This window comes from Gardnerella swidsinskii, assembly GCF_023277705.1.
Lineage (GTDB): Bacteria > Actinomycetota > Actinomycetes > Actinomycetales > Bifidobacteriaceae > Bifidobacterium > Bifidobacterium swidsinskii.
Genome location: NZ_CP083176.1, coordinates 330,745 through 355,287 on the forward strand (window position 1 = coordinate 330,745; position 24,543 = coordinate 355,287).

At 40.5% G+C, this 24,543-nt stretch carries 22 protein-coding genes, 3 tRNA genes and 1 riboswitch; of the genes, 5 read left to right on the forward strand and 20 right to left on the reverse strand.

Going from position 1 to position 24,543, the window contains the following annotated elements:
- Positions 1-50: 50 nt before the first annotated feature.
- Entirely contained in the window at positions 51-1,760 is a 1,710-nt protein-coding gene (locus K9E37_RS01345; RefSeq protein WP_248893415.1) for a substrate-binding domain-containing protein, read from the forward strand.
- A 113-nt stretch (positions 1,761-1,873) separates the two neighbouring features.
- Here the strand turns inward: K9E37_RS01345 and K9E37_RS01350 are convergent, their stop codons facing one another.
- Both K9E37_RS01350 and K9E37_RS01355 read right to left on the reverse strand, forming a co-directional pair.
- A complete protein-coding gene (locus tag K9E37_RS01350) occupies positions 1,874-3,685 on the reverse strand; it encodes an AMP-dependent synthetase/ligase (protein WP_116994664.1) in 1,812 nt (603 codons plus the stop codon).
- Positions 3,686-3,827: 142 nt separating this feature from the next.
- Positions 3,828-4,445: a M23 family metallopeptidase gene (locus K9E37_RS01355; RefSeq protein ID WP_012914292.1), complete on the reverse strand. Its 618-nt coding sequence runs from the start codon at positions 4,443-4,445 to the stop codon at positions 3,828-3,830.
- 206 nt (positions 4,446-4,651) lie between these two features.
- On the opposite strand from K9E37_RS01355, the gene K9E37_RS01360 reads away from it, so the two are divergent.
- Both K9E37_RS01360 and K9E37_RS01365 read left to right on the forward strand, forming a co-directional pair.
- Positions 4,652-4,727: transfer RNA gene (locus K9E37_RS01360), tRNA-Asn, on the forward strand.
- Between the two features lie 181 nt (positions 4,728-4,908).
- On the forward strand, positions 4,909-5,754 hold the full coding sequence (locus K9E37_RS01365; RefSeq protein WP_248893417.1) for a flagellar basal body-associated FliL family protein: 846 nt from the start codon (positions 4,909-4,911) through the stop codon (positions 5,752-5,754).
- A 115-nt stretch (positions 5,755-5,869) separates the two neighbouring features.
- Here the strand turns inward: K9E37_RS01365 and K9E37_RS01370 are convergent, their stop codons facing one another.
- The 4 genes from K9E37_RS01370 to K9E37_RS01385 form a co-directional block, all read right to left on the reverse strand.
- Positions 5,870-7,261, reverse strand: coding sequence for an amino acid permease (locus tag K9E37_RS01370; RefSeq protein ID WP_162861137.1), 1,392 nt, complete (start codon positions 7,259-7,261; stop codon positions 5,870-5,872).
- A 149-nt stretch (positions 7,262-7,410) separates the two neighbouring features.
- A riboswitch (Lysine riboswitch) is annotated at positions 7,411-7,597 on the reverse strand.
- Positions 7,598-7,711: 114 nt separating this feature from the next.
- A tRNA-Ala gene (locus tag K9E37_RS01375) sits at positions 7,712-7,784 on the reverse strand.
- 166 nt (positions 7,785-7,950) lie between these two features.
- On the reverse strand, positions 7,951-9,027 hold the full coding sequence (locus tag K9E37_RS01380; RefSeq protein WP_248893419.1) for an ATPase: 1,077 nt from the start codon (positions 9,025-9,027) through the stop codon (positions 7,951-7,953).
- 190 nt (positions 9,028-9,217) lie between these two features.
- Entirely contained in the window at positions 9,218-10,225 is a 1,008-nt protein-coding gene (locus K9E37_RS01385; RefSeq protein ID WP_004108292.1) for a DMT family transporter, read from the reverse strand.
- Between the two features lie 345 nt (positions 10,226-10,570).
- On the opposite strand from K9E37_RS01385, the gene K9E37_RS01390 reads away from it, so the two are divergent.
- Entirely contained in the window at positions 10,571-10,975 is a 405-nt protein-coding gene (locus K9E37_RS01390; protein WP_004106472.1) for a pyridoxamine 5'-phosphate oxidase family protein, read from the forward strand.
- Positions 10,976-11,289: 314 nt separating this feature from the next.
- On the opposite strand, the gene K9E37_RS01395 is transcribed toward K9E37_RS01390, so the two are convergent.
- The 10 genes from K9E37_RS01395 to K9E37_RS01440 all read right to left on the reverse strand — a co-directional run bounded on the left by K9E37_RS01395 (position 11,290) and on the right by K9E37_RS01440 (position 19,200).
- Positions 11,290-11,739 carry a DUF3021 family protein gene (locus K9E37_RS01395; RefSeq protein ID WP_004108296.1) on the reverse strand — a complete coding sequence of 150 codons (450 nt, stop codon included), beginning with the start codon at positions 11,737-11,739 and terminating at the stop codon, positions 11,290-11,292.
- Between the two features lie 76 nt (positions 11,740-11,815).
- Positions 11,816-12,325, reverse strand: a complete 510-nt coding sequence (locus K9E37_RS01400) for a LytTR family DNA-binding domain-containing protein (protein WP_004108298.1) — start codon at positions 12,323-12,325, stop codon at positions 11,816-11,818.
- Positions 12,326-12,474: 149 nt separating this feature from the next.
- Positions 12,475-13,293, reverse strand: a complete 819-nt coding sequence (locus tag K9E37_RS01405) for a histidine phosphatase family protein (RefSeq protein ID WP_248893422.1) — start codon at positions 13,291-13,293, stop codon at positions 12,475-12,477.
- A gap of 24 nt (positions 13,294-13,317) precedes the next feature.
- Complete coding sequence (rsfS, locus tag K9E37_RS01410; RefSeq protein ID WP_064621532.1) at positions 13,318-13,722, reverse strand: ribosome silencing factor; 405 nt, start codon at positions 13,720-13,722, stop codon at positions 13,318-13,320.
- 36 nt (positions 13,723-13,758) lie between these two features.
- Positions 13,759-15,168 (reverse strand): bifunctional UDP-N-acetylglucosamine diphosphorylase/glucosamine-1-phosphate N-acetyltransferase GlmU, encoded by a 1,410-nt coding sequence (gene glmU / locus K9E37_RS01415; protein ID WP_012914347.1) that lies wholly within the window; start codon positions 15,166-15,168, stop codon positions 13,759-13,761.
- Positions 15,169-15,282: 114 nt separating this feature from the next.
- Positions 15,283-15,353, reverse strand: a tRNA-Gln gene (locus K9E37_RS01420).
- Positions 15,354-15,444: 91 nt separating this feature from the next.
- A complete protein-coding gene (locus K9E37_RS01425; RefSeq protein WP_032837849.1) occupies positions 15,445-16,467 on the reverse strand; it encodes a ribose-phosphate diphosphokinase in 1,023 nt (340 codons plus the stop codon).
- A gap of 96 nt (positions 16,468-16,563) precedes the next feature.
- Positions 16,564-17,376, reverse strand: coding sequence for a nicotinate-nucleotide adenylyltransferase (gene nadD, locus K9E37_RS01430; protein WP_004108320.1), 813 nt, complete (start codon positions 17,374-17,376; stop codon positions 16,564-16,566).
- Positions 17,366-17,884 (reverse strand): hypothetical protein, encoded by a 519-nt coding sequence (locus K9E37_RS01435; RefSeq protein WP_004108325.1) that lies wholly within the window; start codon positions 17,882-17,884, stop codon positions 17,366-17,368. Before K9E37_RS01435 ends, nadD begins: the two co-directional genes overlap by 11 nt.
- 38 nt (positions 17,885-17,922) lie before the next feature.
- Positions 17,923-19,200 (reverse strand): glutamate-5-semialdehyde dehydrogenase, encoded by a 1,278-nt coding sequence (locus tag K9E37_RS01440; RefSeq protein WP_064621530.1) that lies wholly within the window; start codon positions 19,198-19,200, stop codon positions 17,923-17,925.
- Positions 19,201-19,400: 200 nt separating this feature from the next.
- On the opposite strand from K9E37_RS01440, the gene thrC reads away from it, so the two are divergent.
- Positions 19,401-20,927: a threonine synthase gene (gene thrC, locus K9E37_RS01445; protein WP_248893424.1), complete on the forward strand. Its 1,527-nt coding sequence runs from the start codon at positions 19,401-19,403 to the stop codon at positions 20,925-20,927.
- A gap of 59 nt (positions 20,928-20,986) precedes the next feature.
- Here the strand turns inward: thrC and K9E37_RS01450 are convergent, their stop codons facing one another.
- The 4 genes from K9E37_RS01450 to pgsA form a co-directional block, all read right to left on the reverse strand.
- Positions 20,987-21,655 carry a regulatory protein RecX gene (locus tag K9E37_RS01450; protein ID WP_248893426.1) on the reverse strand — a complete coding sequence of 223 codons (669 nt, stop codon included), beginning with the start codon at positions 21,653-21,655 and terminating at the stop codon, positions 20,987-20,989.
- Positions 21,656-21,686: 31 nt separating this feature from the next.
- Positions 21,687-22,826, reverse strand: coding sequence for a recombinase RecA (recA, locus tag K9E37_RS01455; RefSeq protein WP_004106501.1), 1,140 nt, complete (start codon positions 22,824-22,826; stop codon positions 21,687-21,689).
- 205 nt (positions 22,827-23,031) lie between these two features.
- A complete protein-coding gene (locus K9E37_RS01460; protein ID WP_248893584.1) occupies positions 23,032-23,721 on the reverse strand; it encodes a CinA family protein in 690 nt (229 codons plus the stop codon).
- A gap of 111 nt (positions 23,722-23,832) precedes the next feature.
- A complete protein-coding gene (gene pgsA / locus K9E37_RS01465) occupies positions 23,833-24,513 on the reverse strand; it encodes a CDP-diacylglycerol--glycerol-3-phosphate 3-phosphatidyltransferase (RefSeq protein ID WP_076002943.1) in 681 nt (226 codons plus the stop codon).
- Between the last annotated feature and the right edge of the window lie 30 nt (positions 24,514-24,543).

The following is a 24,543-nucleotide window of genomic DNA, read 5'->3' on the forward strand; positions in this document are numbered from 1 at the left end:
GATCACATATAGACAGCAACAGATAGACCACGAAACGAGAGGTCACTACTATGATTCGTTTGTGCAACAGAACTATGCATCGTTCTTTAGTTATGCTGGCAGCATTAGTTACGATGCTTTTTGTTGTTAGCTCGTGCGCAAGTTCAACAAAAACTTCTTTAAAATCTGAAAATAAAGAACAAGCGAATCACGGTAACGTTATTGTTTTTACTCCATCAGACGGATTAGCAATAACACGCAATAAGCCTCTAAGCACGTGGGACATATTGGTTCCAGAATTAATAAAATCGTTAAAAGATAAGGGATTTGACGATAATTCTATTACTACTAAAACTTCTTCTAGCCTTTCAGAACAAAGCCGCGATGTGCAAGATTATGTAGTAAATTTGCTAAGCTCATTGAACAATGCAAAACAGAATAATTCAGGAAAGCACAATTCTGTTTCTGAAAATTCAAAAATCAAAAAACAATTAAGTAAAACGACAATTGTTATAGCTCCATGGACTAGCAAAAACGGCAATAATAACTATGGAGATTATGCAACGTTGCCTGCGTCTAATTCTGAAAATACACAAAAATCAAATACTCAGGACTTAAATTTACAAAACGACGATAACTCTCAATCATCTAAAGATGAGCTTAATGCAGAAAAACGATTGGCATCCTCACTTCGCCTAGCAAAAAAGGCGGGAATCCACGTTGTTATGCTCTCACGACGTGTTAGCGGTTTCAAACCTGATGTGATGTTCCATTTATCTGACGCAAGAACCATTGGCGAAATTCAAGCAACAACTCTGATACAAAAAATCGCTCTAGATCGTGCAACTAAAGAAAATCCACGCTATATTGAAGTTCTTTTGCCATGTCACAATCAAAAAAATATTAATGCAAACAATAATAATCAACAAAATAACAGCGACGAAGCAAGCGAAGATGATGATTCTAACAACAATACGCATGCAAATAGCGAAACAGCATTCCATGATGATTTTGCTGAAGAAGCATTCGCTGGCATTTGGAAAGTTTTGAGACCATATTTTGCTTCTGGGACATTAATAAGCACTTCTGGAAGATTGAATGTGAATAGTAGCGAAAAAGACTGGACCAATGTTGCTTTCGACGCAGATGTAGCTGACTCTGTGAAAAATGAGTTAACAAAACGAATTACGAAAAGTACAAGTCTTTTTTCACACTCAAAGCATCGCGTTGATGGAATTATTGCGCTCGATGATCAAATTGCTTTACAAGCCGTACAAGTACTAAACAATCTCGGTTATGAAGGAAGCGCAGCAGATATAAACCCATCTTTCAATTTGCCGGACGTTATCGGAAACTTCATAGGGAAACGAGATCTTAATAAAAGACCAGTTCCTGCTCCAAAAGATTCTGCAAAGAAATCCGAAAAAGAATTACAACAACAGCAGAAAAAAGATGAGGAAGAAGAATCAGAAGCAAAGAAATGGCCAGTAATAACTGGTTATGGCGCGTACAAAAATATTATGCCAAACATTGTGAGCGGAAAGCAATGGATGACAACTATAGAAAATCATAAGCAGATTGTTCAAGATCTTACTGCTACTTGTTATTCTTTGAACAGAAACGGTAAACTTGACAAAAAAATCGCTACAGTGCAAATAAAAATTGAACACGGGGAAACTGTACCTACTGTTAACGAGCAATTAGTGGCAGTAAGCGCAACAAATCTAAAGTCACGTTTAATTGACCCAGGTTACGTATCATTAGCAGACGCAGGCTTGTAAATACAATTTTTGAACGCAAGTTATGGAACGCAAGTTGTGAAATATAAGTTGTGGAACGCAATCTGCAGCTTCAAGCTAACTTCAAGCTATATTCCCCACGAATTTACACACAGCTAACGTTTGCGTGGAGCATAAATAACGTGTTCGATAAGGTCGTTATAACGCTCTACAACAACTTGACGACGCGCCTTTAAACTTGGCGTAATCAAACCGTTTGCTTGAGTAAACTCATCTGGAACTATTTCGAACTTGCGAATAGACTCAGCTCTAGAAACTAGCTCATTTGCTTTGCTAACAGCACGTTCAACTTCTGCTCGCACAATACCGTTATGTGAAGCTTCTTTTAAAGACCGTACGGGGCATGCACCACGCGAAGAAAGCCAAGTATTTACTTCTGATAAATCGAGCGCAATAATTGCTGAAACAAACGGCTTCCTGTCTCCGATAACAACAGCTTGAGAAATAATAGGTGAAGACATTAATGAAGCTTCTAACGCATTTGGAGATAAGTTCTTACCGCCAGCAGTAATAATAAGATCTTTCTTTCTGCCTGTAATACGCACAAAACCGTCATCGTCTAAAGATCCAAAATCTCCAGTATGCAACCAGCCATTTACAATCTGCTGTTTGGTAAGCTCAGGATTATTATGGTAGCCTCTGCACACTGCAGGACTTTTAATACACAATTCACCATCATCAGCAATAGCAACAGATACACCCTTTACAGGCAAACCAACGGTACCAATGCGATAACCTGTCGTAGGATTCACCATAGAAGGAGCACAAGTTTCTGTCATTCCATAGCCTTCTAGAAGAGGCAAACCAATGCCATTAAAGAAGTGTGCAATCGACAAATCTAAAGGAGCACCGCCCGAAATAGCGTATGAAACAGAGCCTCCAAATACGTGTAGTAGTGGAGCATACACTAATTTTTTACATATTGAATGGCTAAGAGCGAGCATTGGAGGAACCATTGAACTAGACTGTTGAGCGCGAGACCATTCGCGAGCAACCTTAGATGCATAAGCAAAAATAAAACCTTTTACTCCTCTGCCTGCTTTTTGAGAAGCAGCATTGTAAATCTTCTCAAAAATGCGTGGAACCCCAAGAATAAATGTTGGTTTAAAAGTTTGAAAATCAGACAATACAGTTTTCAAATTACTCGTCAAACCAAGAGTTATATTTCCAGCAAAGCAGAACAATTGCATAAACCTAGCAAAAACGTGCGCAAGAGGCAAGAACAGCAAAAGACGCGGGCTGCCTTTTAACGCAATGTCTGGCATAGAAATAACACCTGATTTAGCAATAAAGACAAAATTGCTATGAGTAAGTTCAATTCCTTTTGGCTCACCAGTTGAACCTGAAGTGTACACAATTGTTGCTATGTCACTTCCATTAACAGCGTGCACTCGCTCATAAAATTCAGCATCAGTTACTGCTTTACCGTATTCAATGCACGCGTCGATAGCACCACGATTCATCACATATACGTCGTGAAGAGTAGGACATTCTTCTTGAACAGCCTCTACTTTCGGCAACATTTCAGGAGACTCCACAAATATTGAACATACTTGAGAATCTTGAACAATATGTTGTATTTGCAACGAAGAGCTTGTTTCATAAATTGGCACTGTCAATGCGCCTATAGACATAATAGCCATATCAAGAATTGTCCATTGCCATGAAGTGTGAGCAATAATTGACACAGCGTCACCAGGCATTACCCCTCTAGCAATAAAGCCTTTAGCGACAGCTATTACTTTATCTCTAAATTCTTGAGCAGTATATGACTTCCAAACGCCGTCAGCTCCAACGTATTCAACCAAAGAACCATTAGGATTGCGCTCTGCTCGCTCTTCTAGCAGTGAGAAAACATTAACATCTGTATCAATAGACTCATCAAGTGGACGAGAATATTCTTGCATATTAGCTCCTCTATCTGCTGAATTGATGTATATCTTTACTATACGCGATTTGCAAGCCCTCGCATATGCGAATATCTACAAGATTGTAATAAATTTTGTTCATTTATCTACAAATATCTACGATACAAATATAGTATTTTGCTTATTCCACAGGCTTAAGCACAATGCGACGCTTAACAGTCATTCTTTCAGGATTAGCATATGTACGATTTTTACGTTTTAAACCCCACTGCACACAAGTTGTGCCGCAATGGTCCGAACCTCCTTCGACATGTGCAAAATTCTGGCCTCTTTTCACAAAAACACCAACGCTAAACTTTGTTACAGCAGGCTCAAAAGTGGATGTCAGTTCACCATGCCTAATAGTCACAACTGATTTACCAGCGACTTTACCAGCAAAACTAATAACGCCATCTGCAGGCGCAAATAAAGGAGTCCCTGTGCTTGCAGCTAAATCTACGCCGCGATGCCCAGCCATCCAAGGTTTAGGCGGAGGATTAAAAGCTTTTACTATTCGTGCAGGTTTTACAGGCCATTGCATAGCTGACTTGCATGTTTTTTCGCTATAAGAGCCTTTAGAAAGAGCACACTTGTGGCAACATGTCACAGCAGATTCTACAACATAATATTTAAGATGATGACTATTTTGCGAAATTTCGGGTTGTAAAAACAGCGTATCTAATAAAATAACTGAGATTATAAAAATCCCCAAACAGGCAGATATTTTGTAATATAATTCATAATTTTTGCGAATACACATATATTCCCCATCCATATTTTTATAAAACGACTTTTATAAAAGTTTTGCAGCTAATTTGCAAAAATCATAAGCTTTTAAAGCATTGTGGATAAAACATATGCTTATAATCACTGTTTCGACACGCCAAAACACGCCATATTTGCATCTTTGAAAATTACGTGTAATATAAATGTCTTGTGCACAGCGCTTAGTTGAGTACAAGATATTCCTGCGTAGCTCAGTTGGCAGAGCGTTCGACTGTTAATCGAATGGTCGCTGGTTCAAGCCCAGCCGCAGGAGCCATGAAGCCACTGGTTTTCCAGTGGCTTTTTGCGTTAAATATTACGACTTGTATCCACAAGCAAAATCTTGATTGTTTAGTGCTCATGAGCGTGGCTAACATAAACATTTTGGCGTATTATATAAACAAGTTGCGTATTTAAATGCGCTAATGTTGAGCAGCAATAGATAACAGAGGACAAATATGAATCAACATAGCTCCGATAGTGTTGAAAAGAGTCAAAAGAAAAAGCTCATTATTCTCATTGTGGGAATTGTTGTGCTAGCTTTAGCTCTTGGCGCAGTTGGCACACTTTGGTATATGAAGCAGACTGAACGCACTAAAGCAGCTCGCAAACAGTGCGAAATAAAAGTTGCACAAGTTTCTAAAGCCAAAGCCGTATGGAAAAGTTTAGTACACAACAGCATAATAACAGATCTCACAAAAGGTGACTCTGATAACGCAAAAGAACTTGCTAAAATCATGAGCGAAAAGGTTCCTGACGCAGTATCTTGCACAGCAAACTCTCCTGAAGAACTTGGTTCCCAAAGCGTAGAAGCTTTAGCTGCTTCTGAATGGTATGCAGTCAAAGCAAAAAGAGTGCGCGAGTTGGCTGTTACATTAATCGATGAAAATAACAAAAAAGATAAAGACAAAGACAAGCAAGACGAAGAAACAAAGAAGCAAGAGATAAATGAATCAACTGGAATTGTAATTCAGCGTTCAAATGTTGTCCCACCAAAGCCAAAGCCAACACCAGCGCCGAAGACAAATACTCAAGACACTAAGAAACAGAAAACTGAGAAGAATAAGAATAAAGACAAAGACAAGAACAAAGACAAGGAAAAAGACAAGAAGAAGGAGCAGGAACAGGAAAAGAACAAAGAAAAAGATAAGGATCCAAAAGGCAGCGAAGACGGATTTGGCGACGGAAACCCTAAAGGAAATAGTGGTCAAGAAGATCCGAATGATACAGCAAAAAAGGGCGACCAAGATTCCTCTGATAAAAAACCAGCCCCGGACATAATAGCAGGTTCACAACAACCATAAAACATATTGCTCTGTTATCTGACTCAATGTAAAAGCCCCCAGCGTATATCACTGGGAGCTTTTACATTATCTAACTCTACATCGTAAACGATGTTGAACTTTACAAACTATTCGTTCATTTTGCTACTCGAACATGAGTTAAATCGACTTCTTCAAGAGGAATTACTCGAGTATGATTTTTAATCTTGTAGCCAATGTATAGAACGATAAATAGCGGCACGGACATGTACGTGATTCCAATAGCCTGCCAGTTAAGCGTTGCAAATGAATGCAAATCCTGACCAACAATAACAAGAATACATAAGAAGAACGCAACAATAGGACCAAACGGATACCACTTTGCTCGATAAACTAATTCATCTAAGGAATGACCTTGAGCCAAGTATGCTTTACGGAAGCGATAATGAGCTGCAGCAATACCAGCCCAAGCAATAAAACCAGTCAAACCACTTGCAGCAACCAGGAACATGTAAATTTGCGAACCAAAAATACTCATAAAGAAAGTAAATAAAGCAACTACAAATGTAGCAATCAACGCAGGAACAGGAATACCACGAAGACTTACCTTGCCAAATACTTTTGGAGCATTATCTTCTTTTGCGAGCGAATAAAGCATTCTTGTTGAAGCATACATGCCGGAATTTGCTGCAGAAATAACAGAAGTCAGAATCACTGCATTCATAACTGCCGCTGCAGCTGCAAGCCCTGCACGTTGGAACACAAGCGTAAACGGACTAATAGCAATATCAGTTACATCAGAACCAAGTAAGTTCTTGTCAGTATAAGGAATAATGCAAGCAATAACGAAAATTGCAAGAATGTAGAAGAGAAGAATACGCCAGAACACTTGCTTTACAGCTTTTGGAATACTCTTTTCAGGAGTTGCAGACTCTCCAGCAGTAATACCAATAAGCTCAGTTCCTTGGAAAGAGAAGCCTGCAATAGCGAACGCACACAACACTGCAGGAACACCGCCTGCAAATGGAGCGTCCTTATGAGTGAAGTTTTGCAAGAATGGCGCTTTGCCGCCAACAATGCCAACAATCGTAAGCGAACCGATAACAAGGAATACGATTACTGCCAACACTTTAATAATAGAAAGCCAATACTCAGTTTCTCCAAAGCACTTAACTGTAAGCACATTGATAACCAAAATAAGCATAAGAACCGACAGTGAGAAAATCCATATTGGCACTGTTGGGAACCAATATTGCAGAACTATTGCTGCAGTACTAACGTCCACCGCAACCGTAATAGCCCAATTAAACCAATAGTTCCAGCCCATTGCGAAACCTAGTGCAGGATCAATAAAACGTCCAGAATACGATGCAAACGATCCACTAATAGGCATAAATGTTGCCATTTCACCAAGGGAAGTCATAAGGAAGTACACCATAATGCCAATCGCACCATAAGCAAGCAAAGCACCACCAGGACCAGCCATATGGATTGTTGCACCACTAGCAACGAATAAGCCGGTACCAATGCTGCCACCTAAAGCAATCATGGAAATATGTCGGGTTTTTAATCCTCGATGAACATCGTTATTTTGCTGAGTATTCTGCTGAGTATTCTGTGCAGCAGTAGATGATAATGAGCTACTCATTTTTCCTCCTTTCATGACAATCAGAGGCAAAACAAGCAAGCAAAAGCAAGCGTGTCGATAGCTCTCCGCAGCGAATGCCGACTCGCTGCGACAGTCCTTGGTATATTAAGCCAAGTCCCAGCTCACTACTTTTGGGATTAAGCAGTAAACTTCGGCGCTCTCCCCTTTTGTAAGCAATTAACGCTTTCCCTGGCTCATGCTTACTACTCTTGTCGAGCGCGACCTCTGGTCGATGGTGTTCATTATTAGTACGACTTGCAGACAAACAGTAAAAAATACGGCGTGGCGCATAAAAATTAAAAAATAATAACAAAAAACGCCACCCCAAAAAGAGGTGACGTTTAAAATTTGTGGAGCTAGGGGGATTCGAACCCCCGACCCCCTCCATGCCATGGAGATGCGCTACCAGCTGCGCCATAGCCCCGTTTTTACTTATGCCGTTCAAACGAACCTTTGATAGGTTACAACAAATAGCCGTTCTATCCAAATGCGGCGTGTCGAATTCAACTTACAAATTCCAAAAATCCTGCGAATTCTACTAACAATTTAGTCGCCAATTCGGCAAACCAATTCAAGAACCAATTCGAAAATTAGTTACCATTGACACTCCCAGATTGATCACCATTACCAGGAGAAGTTACATTGTTTGAAGAACCAGTAGATCCCGAAGATCCAGCAGATCCAGCACCTGCATCAGAACTATCAGCACCCGATCCACTATTCCCACTAGCAGCATCACCTGAATTCGTTCCTGAATCATTGTTAGTGTCACTACCTAAATCATTATCGGAATGACCACCTGTCGAACTATCTGCATTTTCATTGCCATGCTCATCATTTTCATCTTCATTACCATCTTTACTATTAGAATCATCATGAGATTTCTTATGGTCTTGATTAGTATTCGTATTAAGACGTTGCTTAGGTTGTGGTTGATTTTGCTGTTGCTCATGACTAATTTCTTTAGGCTTATCAATATTGTCTGTGCCTTTTCCTTGTGTAAACAAAAGAACAGCACCTGCAGTAACAATAACAGCTATAAGAGCACTTATAACAGCAACAACAATTGTTGTACGATGATCGTTTCTATTTTGGTAAGATTCAGAAGAGTAACCGTAGTTTTCACTAACAACCTTAGATAACGGCACCGGCTCTGGAATTGTGCCTTCCGACAGTTTCATGTCTTCTTCATGCTGTTCACGTAATTTCGACAATTCCAAAATACGCGTATTTTCTAATTCTGGATTACGGACTTGCGAACTAACAGTGCGTCCAAATCTTGCATCTTGAACAGCCATATTTTTGTCATCTGAAGGATCAGTATTACATTGCAACGAATTTGATGAATATTGCATATGAATATCATCTCCAATTCTTTTAGAATCAACATTCTCTAAACTATTTGAACGCACGCTAGAATCTGACACATTACTAAAATTAGACTGTTCTGTAGAAGTATTCGGATTTACTTCCGAAAGTTTACGCGATGAAGCGTGAATAACATTCTGATACAACTGTGATGCTACTGCTGAGACAATAGAACCAATAGCTACGCCAATAACTGAACCAGCAATACCAATTTTCGAAGCAAGTAAAAACGAAGTCACTGCAGCGAGCGATCCAGCTAATACTTGCGTAAACGATATGCCTTTGAAGAAATTCTTCACTTATGCACCTTAACTATTTATGCGAATATAATGCCAAAATGCATGGCAAATATGCAAATTCCACTACCAACATCATTACAACAATGATGGTATCACTCCACGCAAAAATTGCACAGTATTGCCAGAGCATTCTTACAACAAAATCACAAGTCTTATATACATAAAACTTAGCTACACAAAACTGAAATGCCTAAGACTTAGCAACCTCAAAATCTCTATCTTTGTAAGAAAGCTCACAATTCGCTTTTTTATCACAATAATGCTCACCTAAGCTTGCAGTAATAATTGCAGCAAATATTAAAGCAAATCCCACAAAAGCCATATTAGAAACATGCTCATGAAAAAGAACAGTAGAGAATAAAAGCGTGAACAAACTTTCAGTGCACATAATCACAGAAGCGTTTGCAGTAGAAAGATTCACCAAACTATAGTTTTGCATAATTTGTGCAACTACTGTTACTACTACTGTAAGGTAGAACATATTAGCAAAAATAGAGAAATGATCAGCAGCGTTAAAGTTTGGCAAAGGCTCACAAATAAGCGCACCAGCTACAAAAAGTACGCCTGAAACAACAAATTGCCCAAAAGTTAACGTAACTGGATTATATTTACGAGAATAATACGCAAGGAACGTAAGATTAAAAGCAAAAATTGCAGCACATAATAGAGTAAGAAAATCTCCATAAGACAATGTGAGCACAAGCATTCCAGGTTTTAATGCCACAAAACCTACTCCAGCAACGCACATAACTGCAGCTACTAATCCTAAAAGAGTTGGCTTTTTCTTGACGATTAACCAAGCAGAAAATGGCGTAATTACGCAATATGCTGCTGTCAAAAACGCGCTACGACCTGGATCAATTGAACGTAACCCTTCAGTTTGCAAAATTAAAGTAGCATAATACGTAATTCCAGTTAGCAAAGAAGGAACAATAAGCTTTTTTGTAAAAGTTTTACGAAGCGTACCGAAAAAAATAACAGCCATAATTGTGCAAGCTCCAACCATACGAACGCCCATAAGCCATTGCACAGGAAACACTTCAAGAGCATATTTTGAAGAAACATAGCTGCCACCCCAAATAGCAGCACAAATCAACAACATAATCTGAGCAGTATGAACACTTTTGCCTTGAGGCATGCCCGATTTATCCGAAAGCGGTTCAGCTATAGATTTAGCTGTTTCATATTTCACCTTCATAATGTTTCCCCTTCAACTATAAAAGTTGATTCTTTAAAATTTTTCTTTTATAAAGCGTTTTAGCTTATAAAATAGACAGAATAGCCGTAAAATCGTGAAAAGTACAACTTTCTGGCGTTCCTTCGTAAAATTTCCGATATACGCTTCAGAAAACAGTGGCAATCAAGTATTTTGCTGTATAAATTTCGCCCACGAAACTATTGAAGAATTGGGTGATTTATATCACAACTTACAATTTTTTTACGCTACACACTCGTATACACTTTTAAATCAGCGTAATGTAGCAATGTAGGCTTATAAATTGCGTACGAAGAAAGTGCGCAATCTTGTTAGGAAAGGAATATTATGGCAACTCTTAGCGCAGATATGAAAGAATTTATTGCGAATAATTTGGCTTGGATTGCAACAGTAAGCAAAGATGGCGAGCTTGATTTGGGACCAAAAATGTCTATGTTCGTACTCGACGACAACCACCTTGCCTACCACGAGCGCACTGCAGGTCAGCATTATAAGAACTTGCAAGACGGCAGCCAGCTGGTTGTAGCAGTTGCTAATTTGGCAGAAAAGAAAGGTTATCGCTTCCGCGGAACCGTCACCCTTCACACCGATGACGCGATTTACGAAGAACAGGTACGTGTGGCCGAAGAAAAAGGTACGAAGAAGCCAGCTGCAGTTCCAGTTATGGAAATCACTGAGATTCAGGACTTGACTTCTGGAGCTACTGCCGGCAAAACTATTGCAAAAGATTAATGCGTCGTCATTCAGTCGTGTGGATATTAGTGCGGTAGAGATTTGAGATTTTTCGCACTGAGCGCGGACGCTCGCGCGGGTAACGCGCTCACTACGAAACTCGCGTTGGAAGTCCACTGGACTTCCAACTTAAGCGAGTTTCCGCTCCGAGTTGCCTTCGCGCGCTACGCTTTAAACGCTCAGGCAGGTCGTCGCGCAAAACGCCGAATTAGTACGTCTATAGTAGGCGTCATACAATATCGAGTGGCGTTCGTCCTCAACGGCGAAGATGAACACCACTCAATTCTTTACTTGATTATTTAGTTGTAACTATTTTACTTGCTTTCTTTACGCAATGCTTGCAGTCTAGTGTTCATTTCTTCCGCTTTCTTCTTCTCGAAGTAATAAATTATTGCAGCAATCGCAATCGGGAAAATAACAGTGAACGCAATCCATCCGCAAATCACAGCTGGCTCATCTTTGAACGAAATCCACCCAACAATCACCGATACAATAAATTGAATAGCAATTGGTGGTACTAGTGCAAAAACGAACTTTGCAAGATTTGACATACGCTCATTCGACCAAAAAATAGCGAATACTCCATAGCTTATGCCTATAACAAACGTTGCTACAGCATAAGATGCAATTCTGTTTCCAACCGCAGTATTTGCTAACAAGCTCGACACAAAACTGATTGCAGTAAAAATAGTGCACCCTATGCCAATGCCATTAACAATGTTTTTTACCATTGTTTTACCAAAAGTTGTAACTTGCTTTTCCATAATAATCGTTTCCTTTTTAAGTATTAAAATCTTGTATTAAAAATTTTGATAGTTTTATATTCGACTACGCTTAAAATTACATTCCTAAGCGCTTTTTGAACCCTGCTAAGCATCTGCGACTAATCCACTCAACGCTTCCGTCGTCCATTTTTACGCTCATACTTCCGCCGAATCCTGGATCGACTCGAACAATGCGATTCAAGTTCACGATTGCGGATTTAGATATGCGCACAAACGACGCGAATTGCGGATTGTCGAAATCCATTAGGCGCTTGTAAGAAACGCACTCACCTTTATCACTGTGAATGATTACGCGCGAATTTTCAACGCAAATCATAATCACATCCGGCTCGTGCATAACAATAATCGAATCGTTAATATAACCGTATATGAATGGATTATTATTGCTTAATTTATCTGAAGTATTAATTTCAGTATTATTTTCAGCACTTCTTACATTTGCATCATTTGAGTCAATGCTTTGTAACTGAGCGATAATGCGCTTAAGCTCATCGTCAATATTGTGAATTGACAACTGAACTGACTGCTCTTCCTCAGGCGGAACAATAGCAATAGTTACTTTCATCAAGCCTCCTTTCCGTGCACTACTGTTAGCGTTTGTTAGCTTTTTGTTTTGTAATTTTGACTATACGGCACTGTAAATAGTCTGTCTTTACAAAATCGCTAAACGGTAGCTTTCGGTAATTAAGCGGTAAAAAGGAGATATTACGCAGATTAAGCCGCCCCCCAAATGCGAATAAGACGCTGGCTTGTAGGGTCAGCTGCAGGACCTTGATCATAAGCATCCAAACGCCAATGAATCGAACCATCCGCGTTAAGACTTGGAATTAAGCGCGCCCAGCGACCATTTCCCATGCCACCAATCGTTTTGTAAGAAGGATCTACTTTATCTAATCCAAGCAGCTTATGAACAGTTTGCGAAAGGCAAGAGCCATGCGAAAACACTAGCAAATCGCGGTCTGCGCCAGTTTTGCGAGTCCAATCTTCTACTGCAGTAGCAGCGCGCTCTCCTACTTCCTGCTTAACTTCAGCACCATGACGAAGCTCCCCGCCTTTACCTTCGACCCAAGCTTTGAAATCTTCCGGCCACTGTTCGCTAATCTGCTGGCGATTCAAACCTTCCCACTCGCCAAAGAAACGCTCGCGCACACCATTTTCAACTTGCACATGAAGCCCAATCTTATCTGCAAAAGCATGAGCTGTCTGCTGCGCGCGAATAAGCGGAGAAGCAATCGCCACAAAGCTCGCGTCCGCTTCTTCCGCTGTAATGCGCACATGCTCAGCGCTGTTCGGATCCTTTGGATCTTCTAAGTCAGAAGCACCAAAAAGCACGCGCAAAGCTTTTCCAGAGCGAGTTACCTGATCCATTCCAGACTCATCCAAAGCAATATCAATCATGCCTTGCAAACGGAACTGTGCATTATACGGAGTTTGACCGTGGCGAATAAGCATAACAGAACGAGCAATTCCTTCATGCGCACTATTAATGGAATTATTTACGTTACTCGCAACATTTTCTACGAAATCAACCATGGTTTGTACCGTACTTTCTTCTTATTATTCAGTTTTGCTAGAATCTTCAGTTTCGCTAGCATGCTCTGGCAGCTGCAAATCGATTGCCGGGCAATCATTCCACAGGCGTTCCAAGCGGTAGAATGCTCGTGCTTCCTCATGCATTACATGAACTACAAAATCGCCAAAATCAAGCAAAATCCACTGTGCTAATTCCAAGCCTTCACGAGATAAAGCCTTGCGTTTGTTGTCTTTCAAGTACAAGTCTTTTTCGATTTCTTCTGCAACACCCAATACTTGACGCTCGTTTGAAGCAGAAACAACTAACATAGCATCCGTAATACCAAGCAAATCGCTTACATCAAAAGCCTGCTCGTTCGTTGCTTTCAAACGGTCTGCAGCAGCGGCAGCAATACGAATTGCACTAATTGAGCTTTCTAAAGCTGTCATAACGTTACTACTCCTTAATTCTCCAACAAACGCTTTTTAGCGTTCCCAAGCTGGCTTCCAATTTTCGACTACATGCTGAGTATTTTCAGAGTACACCATAGAATCAGCCGGAACATCGTGACGTACCACCGATCCAGCGCCGGTAGTAACATCATCTCCCACAGTAACCGGTGCTACAAACAGGTTTCCTGCACCAACGTGAGCACCAGAACCAATCGTAGTATGATTCTTATGCACTCCGTCATAATTTGCAGTAATCGTACCGCCACCAATATTCGTATGCTCACCCAAATCAGCATCGCCAATATAGCTTAAATGAGGTACTTTAGTGCCATTTCCAATATGAGCTTTCTTCATTTCTACGAAAGCTCCTGCTTTACTTTCCTCACCAAGTACGTTTCCTGCACGCAAATACGTCCAAGGACCAATGTTTGCAGCCCTACAAATATGCGATTCCTGTACACGCGAACGTTCAACCACAGCATCCTCATCAATTTGCGCATCAATAAGAGTCGTGTAAGGGCCAACTACAGCACCACTTGCAACCGTAGTACAACCTTGAAGGAAGCACCCAGGAAGCACAGTAACATCTTGTGCGAGCGTAACACTATCTTCAATCCAAGTAGTATCAGGGTCAAGAATAGTTACACCTTCAAGCATCCATTTTTCGCACACGCGCTTATTATGTGCTTTTGCGAGCGCAGCTAATTGCACACGATTATTTACGCCCTCTACAGTAAGCGGATCTGGAGCAGACATTGCACCAACATGACCAAACTTTCGGGCATGTTCCAAAGCATCAGTCAAATAGAACTCACCTTGGGCATTTTGAGAGTTAAGATCTGCAATTGCGTCACATAATACAGTAGCATCGAATACATATACAGAAGTGTTCACTTCATGAATAGCAAGCTCTCCAGCATTTGCATCCTTATGCTCAACAATACGCAAAACGTCACCGTTTGCTTCGCGCACAATACGACCGTATCCAGTTGCATCGTCTAATACTGCTGTAAGAACTGTTGCCACATTGTTATTATTATTGTGAAAATCAACTAAAGACTGCAAAGTTTGCGTATCAAGTAGCGGCATATCGCTTGCGGCAATCAGCACAGCTCCTTTTAATGCTTCACCAGTTTCGTTTTTAGCAATTTCGTTAAGATCTTTAATAGCACATTGCACTGCTCTGCCGGTTCCAGGAGTTTCGTCCTGATTTACAATATGCACATTTTCGTTATAGCTAATAGCAGCAGCAGCTACGCGTTCAGCTTGAGCATGCACAACTACAGCTAGTTTTTTAGGATTTACGCCATTCATGGCATCCATAACACGATTGAGAAATGTTTTACCAGCAAATGGATGTAGTACTTTCGGAGTTTCTGAACGCATACGCGTCCCATCGCCTGCTGCCAAAATTATTGCCGCAGTTACATCATGCTTTTCCACGCATACGCTCCTTATACTATTTTAATAAATTTCGCTGTATGTAATTCTATTACTTATTAGCAGCGTTCAAAACAAAAAACGCCACTCGATTCAACGAGTAGCGCTTCAAGTAAGCTCCCTCACCTGGATTCGAACCAAGACAAAGGGTTCCAAAGACCCGTGTGCTGCCATTACACCATGAGGGAACGGCGGAAAAACCGCCAAGTCACTATTATGCCATAATATCGAAAAACGTCAAATTGGCGTGCCGAAAAGCAAACCGTACGAAATCAATACTTAAGCAAATAAGAATCCTTGTCCGTGATGCTCAGGATAAGTGTCGAAAAGCTTAGCAACCGAACCATCCTCAAACACTGCTTTAATAGCGCTTGCAAGAAGCGGAGCAATTGAAAGAACAGTCAAACCATCCCAACGCTTCTCTTCTGGAATTGGCACAGTATCAGTCAAAACAACTTCCCTAGCACCACAAGACTTCAAACGCTCGACTGCGGGACCAGAAAGCACGCCGTGAGTTGCAACAACTGTAACAGACTTAGCTCCAGCTTCCTTCAACACATTGCAAGCTCCTGCAATAGTTCCTGCAGTATCGATCAAGTCGTCAACCATAACGCAATCGCGTCCAGCAACGTCACCAACGACGCGATTTGCAACCGTCTTATTAGGGCAAGTGATATCGCGAGTTTTGTGCACAAAAGCCAAAGGACCGCCACCTAAGCGCTGAGCCCACTGTTCTGCTACGCGAATACGACCAGCATCAGGAGACACAACAGTTACGTTTGCAAGATCATCGCGGAAACGATCACGTACGTAATCAACCAAAACTGGCATAGCAATCAAGTGATCAACAGGACCGTCGAAGAATCCTTGAGACTGAGCTGCATGCAAATCGACGCTCATAATGCGATCAGCACCAGCAGTCTTTAGCAAATCAAACATCAAGCGGCAAGAAATAGGTTCGCGACCGCGATGCTTTTTATCTTGTCGAGAATAACCAAGCAACGGGCATACTGCAGTAATTGAACGAGCAGAAGCCCTCTTCAAAGCGTCAATCATAATTAACTGTTCCATAATGGACTTGTTAACAGGATCACTGTGGCTTTGAAGCACGAATACATCTGTACCACGCACAGATTGCGTATAGCGAACATACATTTCACCATTAGCAAAATCGTATGCCGTAGTTTCAAGTACATCAATTCCAAGCTGATCAGCTACATCACGAGCAAGCTTCGGATGTGCGCGACCGGTAACGAGAACAAGGTTTTTATCTGGCTTTCCTTCAAGGACGATGCTCACCATATCTCCAAACATTAGTTCGCTTTAATTCGCGAAATGAACATAATCAATACTAACTTTTTGCACAGACGATAAACGACAAGCCTACAAAATCAATAATTACGCACGATATAAACCATGCTTAACTATGTATTGAACTACTCCATCTGGAACTAAATACCACACCGGCTCACCATGCTCAGCTCGACGACGAACATCAGTAGAAGAAATAGACAACGCTGGAATCTCTAAAATATCAACCGGCAAATGCGTAGAATCACAATGAACCATATCGTCACGATTCGCCGCAATACCAGTATCATTCGTATGCATTTGGCGAGGCATTAACGGAGAATTAGAATCTGCTAGCTTTTCTGGTCTCGAATAGCCAGGACGAGTAACAGCCACAAATCGAGCCAAATTCCACATTTCGCGCGCATTTTTCCATTGCATTATTTCAGCAATAGCGTCAGCTCCAGTAATAAAGAAAAGCTCAGCATCCGGATGCTGCGCGTGAATATCTTTCAAAGTATCAATAGTATAAGTAACTCCAGGGCGATCAATATCAACCCTAGAAACAGTGAACTTTGGATTTGATGCTGTTGCAATAACAGTCATTAAATAACGATCTTCTGCATTCGTAACTTTTTTATCAAGCTTAAAAACAGGCCTACCGGTAGGAACGAAAATAACTTCGTCAAGATCATAAACCCAAGCAACTTCTGAAGCAGCAACCAAGTGGCCATTGTGTATTGGATCGAATGTGCCGCCCATAATTCCAATGCGCTGACGTTCATGCACATTGCCACGAGCAGAAGTACGTTTATGAACTGAATTCACAACCGCAGGAGGAGCCGCTTCTTTACCAGTAAACGCGCCATGAAATAGGTCAGACATGCGACGTTCTGCATCTTCGTGAATTTCAGGACTCATTCGCTTCAGATTCCTTGTCTTCCACTTGAGTTTCATTCACTAATCCAGATGCAACATTTGCGCTATCCGGATTAATATTGCCCATTTCTTCATCCCACTCATCTTTTACAACACGCTGGATTTCGGCAAAAGTTGGAAGAGGGAAATCTGGTTGATATGCACCACGAATTTTCGCTACAGATTCCGAAATTTTAGCAAGCATGGATGTCATGCCATCAATATCATGATCACGTTCTAATTCGCTAAACTTAATAATATTCTTTTCCATATTGCGAACATTTTTAAGAACATTATTAAACGAAGTTTCATCAGGAATAGTCACATCATTCGAATCAGAATCTGGCCAGCCCATCAACACTGCGTCAGCATACTCAAGCGATGAACGTTGCGATGCAGAAGCAATACCATCTTCAATTTGCACCAAAAAAACATATCGCACAATGGACAAACGTTCAGCAGCAACATCAAGCGCCTCAGCTGTACTCAAATTCACGTCATTATTAGGCATACTCTTACCTTACCGCCACGTAACTATTAAAACCAGTACTACTCGCGTATCTGCCCATCTCCGTAGCCGATCCATTTGGTTGTTGTCATTTCAAACAAACCCATAGGGCCTCTTGCATGCAATTTTTGCGTAGAAATACCAAGTTCTGCACCAAAACCAAACTCGCCGCCATCCGTAAAGCGCGTTGAAGCATTTACCATAACTACAGCGGAATCAACACTTGCAATAAAACTTTGAATAGTTGAATAATCTTCAGCAATAATGGTTTCAGTATGACCAGTAGAATATTTCGCAATATGAGAAGCTGCATCAGTATAATCATTTACAACTTTCACACCCATATTCAGCGACAAATATTCTCGCTTCCAATCTTCCTCAGTGGCACACTCAAGCTGCAATCCTTGAATATTAGCGGATTGTAAAATATCGTAAGATTTATCATCTGCATGCAAAATTACATTATGCTCAGCTAAAGCAGCAGCGATTTTTGGCAAAAATTCTTGCGCAACAGCTTTATGCACTAATAATTTTTCAGCAGCGTTGCACACGCCCACTCGTTGCGTTTTTGCATTAATAATAATCGGTACAGCTTTTTTAATATCAGCGCTTTTATCTACATAAATATGTACGTTTCCAGCTCCAGTCTCAATAACAGGAACCGTAGATTCTTGAACAACTGCTGCAATAAGATTTGCGCTACCTCTAGGCACAAGCACATCAATATGACCGTGAGCATGCATCATTGACGTAGCTCCGTCTCTTCCTAAATCATCAACAGACTGAATCAAATCAGCACTAAAGTTAGAATTTTTAAGAACCGATTGTATAACTTCAATACTCGCCTGATTCGTATGGAGAGCCGCGCTTCCACCACGCAAAATCGCAGCATTTCCAGATTTAATACACAAAGCAGCTACATCAATAGTTACGTTTGGACGAGCTTCGTAAATCATTCCCATAACGCCCATTGGAACTCGAATTTGCGAAAGTTTAATGCCATTAGGAAGAGTGTATCCGCGAACAACCTCTCCTACAGGATCTTGCAATTGTGCAATTTTTCGCACGCTTTTTGCAGAAGCTTGGATTCGCTCTTCGTCAAATTTAAGCCTGTCGAGCTTTCCAGCATCCATTCCTTTAGCTTCAGCTTCTTTAAGATCTTTTTTGTTAGCCTCAGCAATATTTGAAGCTGCATACTCTAAGGCATCTGCCATTTTTTCGAGAAGCGCATTTTTTGCGCGAGTGTCTGCATGAGCAAAATTACGCCACGCTTTGCGCGCACAATCCGCACGAGCATTCACTAAATCATCAACAGACAACGTTTCCCCCTATAGATTATTTGCCTAATCGCCAATTAATTAATAGTAAAACAAAAGCATTTATACATATGAGATTAGCACACGCCCATTCGCCCAGCACTTCAGGTACCATAATTTGATATAAGTTGTGTAAATAATTTACATAAATAATCTATGTAAGTAAAAAATATTCTCTATAAACAGACGGTTACGGAGTTATTATGGCATCAGATACAACTATTTTCCATAGCACTCGTTCGCTTAAGCCAACATGCACTTCAAAAGAAGCAATACGTAAAGGAATTGCTGAAGATGGCGGATTATTTGTAGCCGATAGCCTTGGTAGCGAGCGTTACGATATTTCTAAATTGCAAGGCAAATCGTATCAAGAAATTGCGCAAGATATTTTACAACTGTTACTGCCAGATTATACTTCAGAAGAGCTTTCTTCTTGCATTAAACTGGCATACGGCAATCAATGGGCTAATAACGCTATTACTCCACTCCAGCAGCTTGGAAACACTCGCGATTTTGTGATGGAACTTTTCCATGGTCCTACATGCGCGTTTAAAGACGTTGCTTTGCAAATGTTGCCACAATTAATGTCTCGCACTAAAACTCAACACGAAAACGAATCTGATATTGAAAAAAGCGTTATGATTCTAACTGCAACTTCTGGAGATACAGGTAAAGCTGCTTTGGCTGGTTTTGCTGATGTTCCAGGCACTTCTATGGTTACTTTTTATCCAGAAGGAAAAGTTAGCCGCGTTCAAGAATTGCAAATGACTACGCAGGTGGGCGAAAATGTGAAAGTTTGCGCAGTTCGAGGCAATTTTGACGATGCTCAAACTGGCGTAAAACAGATTTTCACCAATAGTGAGCTTAATAAAAATATTGAAGAATCTGCGAATACTGAATTGTCTTCTGCTAATTCAATAAATGTTGGACGACTCGTGCCGCAAGTCGTGTACTATTTTGCGGCTTATAAGCAACTTGTTGAGCGTAAAGCAATAGCTCTTGGAGACGAAGTTGAGTTTTGCGTACCAACCGGCAATTTTGGCGATATTCTTGCTGGATATTACGCAAAAATGCTTGGTCTTCCTGTAAAACATCTTATTGTTGCAAGCAATAGCAATAATGTTTTGTTTGATTTTTTGGTAAGCGGCACTTATAACCGTCAGCGCACATTCCATCACACTGTTGCTCCTTCTATGGATATTTTGGTTTCTTCTAATTTGGAACGAATGCTTTATTACATGTGCGATAAAGACACGCGTTTAATACAAATGCTTATGAACGATTTACAGCAGTGGGGCGCTTTTGAGATTCCAGAAAATGTGCTTGCAAAGATTCGCTCACTGTTTGGCTGCGGTTGGGCAAATGAAGATCAAATTCGCGAAGCTATTTATGACTGCTGGAACAAGTACAAGTATGTAATCGACCCACATACTGCTTGCGGATTCTTCGTTATGCAAAATATTCCACATGACGAAAGCACACCTAGAGTATTGCTAAGCACTGCAAGCCCATACAAATTCCCTCGCGTTGTTGCTGAAGCTTTGAATATTGAGCATGTGCAAGATATGAATGATTTCAAATGCATGGACGCTCTTAGTAAAGCTACAGGAACTAAAGCTCCAAGCATGCTTAGAAATCTTGAAAATAAAACTCCACGCTTTAATGATGTTATTAATGTTGAAGATATGCCTGAGTATGTTTTAGCTCAAGCGCATAATTTCGCAAAATAATCATAAAGTTTTAAGCGAAAGAGGCTGGTTTACTTGTATAATCCAGCCTCTTTTACTATTCATTCGTTATTACTTTCGAATAAAGCTGCATACACTTCGTTAATAACGTTTAAATCATGACCTTTTCTTGCAGCTGCTGCGAAAAATCTTCGTCTTCGAACTAAAGGCTCAAGATTTCTCGTGCGCGAAGCCGTTTTGCGACCGAGTTCCCACGCTGCTTCAGTGAATACTCCAGAGTTTTGAGCAGAAGCTACGTTTTGTGAAATAGCAGCAGGATCAACATTTTTACGCTGCAATTCCATTCGAGTAGCTCTAGCACCAAGAAGCCTCACTGCGCAAGAGCGAATCACCATTTGAGCGTATTGATTGTCATCAAGAAGATGCAATTCAAGCAAACGATAAATAACCGCGTCAACAGCAACTTCCGTGTAGCCTTTTTCTTTAAGCCTTTTGCGCATGTCCATCACAGAGCGAGGAGCATAATCTAAAAGCCTTAAAGCAGCTTCCCTGCAATCATCTTCACTACTATTGCAAAGTTCGTCGCTTAAATCACTTACTTTAGCGTTTTTTACATACGGCATGTTTTTTGTATTATTTTTTGCGCTTAAAAGTACTGACTTATGCGATATTTTTTTGCGAGTATGTGGCTTTACGCTATTACTTTCGTCATCTTCTTCAGTCCGCTCTACTGGATGATCGCGAAGAAAACTCTCTACACTAATAGGCATATTGCATTCGCTTTATACTGTAATCTTATTATTACTTCGATTCGGATGACTTTTGTGCAGAATTTTTAGCTACAGAATCATCAGCGAATTGATCTAGTTCAGAATCTTCAGCGAATTGATCTTCAGGATGCATTAAACCTAACGAAGCTTTGACTTTTTCGCTAATTTCTTCAGTAATAGCTGGATTATCTTTCAAGAACTTACGGACGTTTTCACGACCTTGTCCAAGCTGCTCACCTTCATAAGTAAACCAAGAACCAGATTTCTTAATAACTTCAGCTTGCAGCCCCATATCGATAACGGAACCTTCAGTCGAGATACCTTCTCCGTAAAGAACATCAAACTCAGCAGTTTTAAAAGGCGGAGCCATTTTATTCTTGACAATCTTAACTTTAGTTCGGTTGCCAACAGCTTCTTCGCCCTCTTTAATAGTAGAAACTCTGCGAATATCCATACGCACAGACGCATAGAACTTCAAAGCTTTACCACCAGTGGTAGTTTCAGGATTACCAAAGAATACACCAATTTTTTCACGAAGCTGATTAATAAAAATAGCAGTAGTGCCAGCTTGTGAAAGAGCACCAGTCATCTTACGCAACGCCTGACTCATTAAGCGAGCTTGTAAACCCACATGACTATCTCCCATATCGCCATCGATTTCAGCTTTAGGAACTAATGCCGCTACAGAATCAACAACAATAACATCTAACGCACCAGAACGAATAAGCATATCAGCAATTTCCAATGCCTGCTCACCATTATCTGGCTGAGAAACAATAAGAGCATCCGTGTCTACTCCAAGCTTTCGCGCATAGACAGGATCCAACGCATGCTCAGCATCAATAAATGCCGCTACCCCACCATTTTTTTGAGCATTTGCAACAATATGCAAAGCAAGAGTTGTTTTACCAGAAGACTCAGGACCGTAGACTTCAACTATTCGCCCTCTAGGAACACCGCCAATCCCCAAAGCAGTGTCCAACGCTAATGAACCAGTAGGAATAACTTCTACATCTTGCATAGGTCTATCACCTAAGCGCATTGCAGAACCTTTTCCATATTGTCGTTCAACATTGGCTAAAGCAGTTTCTAACGCTGCTTGGCGACGTGGATCTGTTTTATCCGCATCAATAAGGCGATTAATACTGCCTTTACTTTTTGTTTGCGCCATGTATGCTACTCCTTTCGCATGCCGTTATGTATCGAACGACCTTAGTTCCATACTAGATTCAAGTACAAGCATTTTTGTGCAATGTGGATAAAACATTTAATCCAAGCACTTAAACACTTAACTCAGCTTAAATCATCTCGACAAACATAAGTATACTACATATGCGAACATTTGTTCGATAGCGCGTGTCTTGATTACACCCCAACTACTTACAATCTTCGACATAAGCAATCAAGTCATTAGCTATTCTCAATAACTGAAATACAGTAGATTCGCGAACTTCTTGACGACTGCCAGATAATCTCAATTCAAAAACAAAAGCAGCACTTGATGGCGCAATTTTAGTTACGCTTTGACTTTCGATTTGAGCAAAATCATAATCATAGACGTTACTCACACAGCCATTTTCAAGTTCTTTACGAGCTACATCTTTAACAGAATCCATAACATCACTAACTTGAGGCAAAAATATTCCAACATAAACTAAACCTGCTGGTTTATTACCATCAGGACCAGGACCTGCAACACCAGTTGTAGACAAGCCAATAATAGGAAAATTTGCACAACACTCACAATCTTCCTCATACATCCATCCACTGCCACGATATATTTGAGCAGCTCCAATCGCCATTTGAAAAGCAACATCCTGGTAAACCGCGCCTTCAGATTGTAAAAGATTAGAATTTACGCCAAGAATTTTGGATTTAGCATGAATATCATAAGTGACAGCAGATCCACAAAAAACTCGTGACGCACCAGGAACAGAAACAAAAGCATCAGCCAAAAGCCCGCCAGTTAACGACTCTGCTGAAGCAATATGCATTCCTTTAATAAAACTTTTTTCCAATAGATCCGCAGCTAAAGAAACTGTATTAAAACCTGAAGAATTATTCATAATACGCTCGATATGATTGTAGCTTACGATTTTCCAAAACATAAACCCTTTAGGGATAATCTATGAAAAACCGTAAGCTACAAACAAGAAGTTTAACTCGTTATATTTTATTTACTTCACAGGAGACAAAGGCACTGCATTTTTTGCATCATCAACTTGAGATTCGCTATTTGAAGAACCCTCAAAGAAAGCACTATAGACATACAAAACTGCAGAATAGAAAGCAAAGCCCAAAGAAATACCAAGCAAGCCAAAAGCAACTGCATAGTAAGAAACCATCCAAGAAGGCAATGGATTAGCATGAAGAGTTGCAACAAGAGGTGCAATAATCATTGCAATACCAATCGACTGCGTAAGAGTCTTATATTTTCCTGCAGAGGATGCAGCAATTACCCTTCCACGAACATTAACAACATAAATTCGCACAAGAGTAATGGCAATTTCGCGAATCATGAACAAGATGGTTATCCACCAATAAATTTCGCCGAAAACAGAAGCAATAATAAGCGCAGCTAAAATAAGAATTTTATCCGCAATTGGATCAAGCAACTTACCTAATTCTGTAACCTTATGATATTTACGAGCCATCCACCCGTCAAGCTTATCCGTAGAAGCAGCTACAACAAACAGCACAAACGCAGCCCAACGCAACGAAACTGAATCAAAACCCCATATACCTGCTTTCAAATATAAAACAATAAAAACAAGCGAAAGCAAAATACGGATATAAGTCACAATATTCGGAGCATAATTCCAGCCAACAAAAAATGATGACTTAGCTTTTTTCTTCATACACATAACCTTCATTCTACTGCAAAGTAA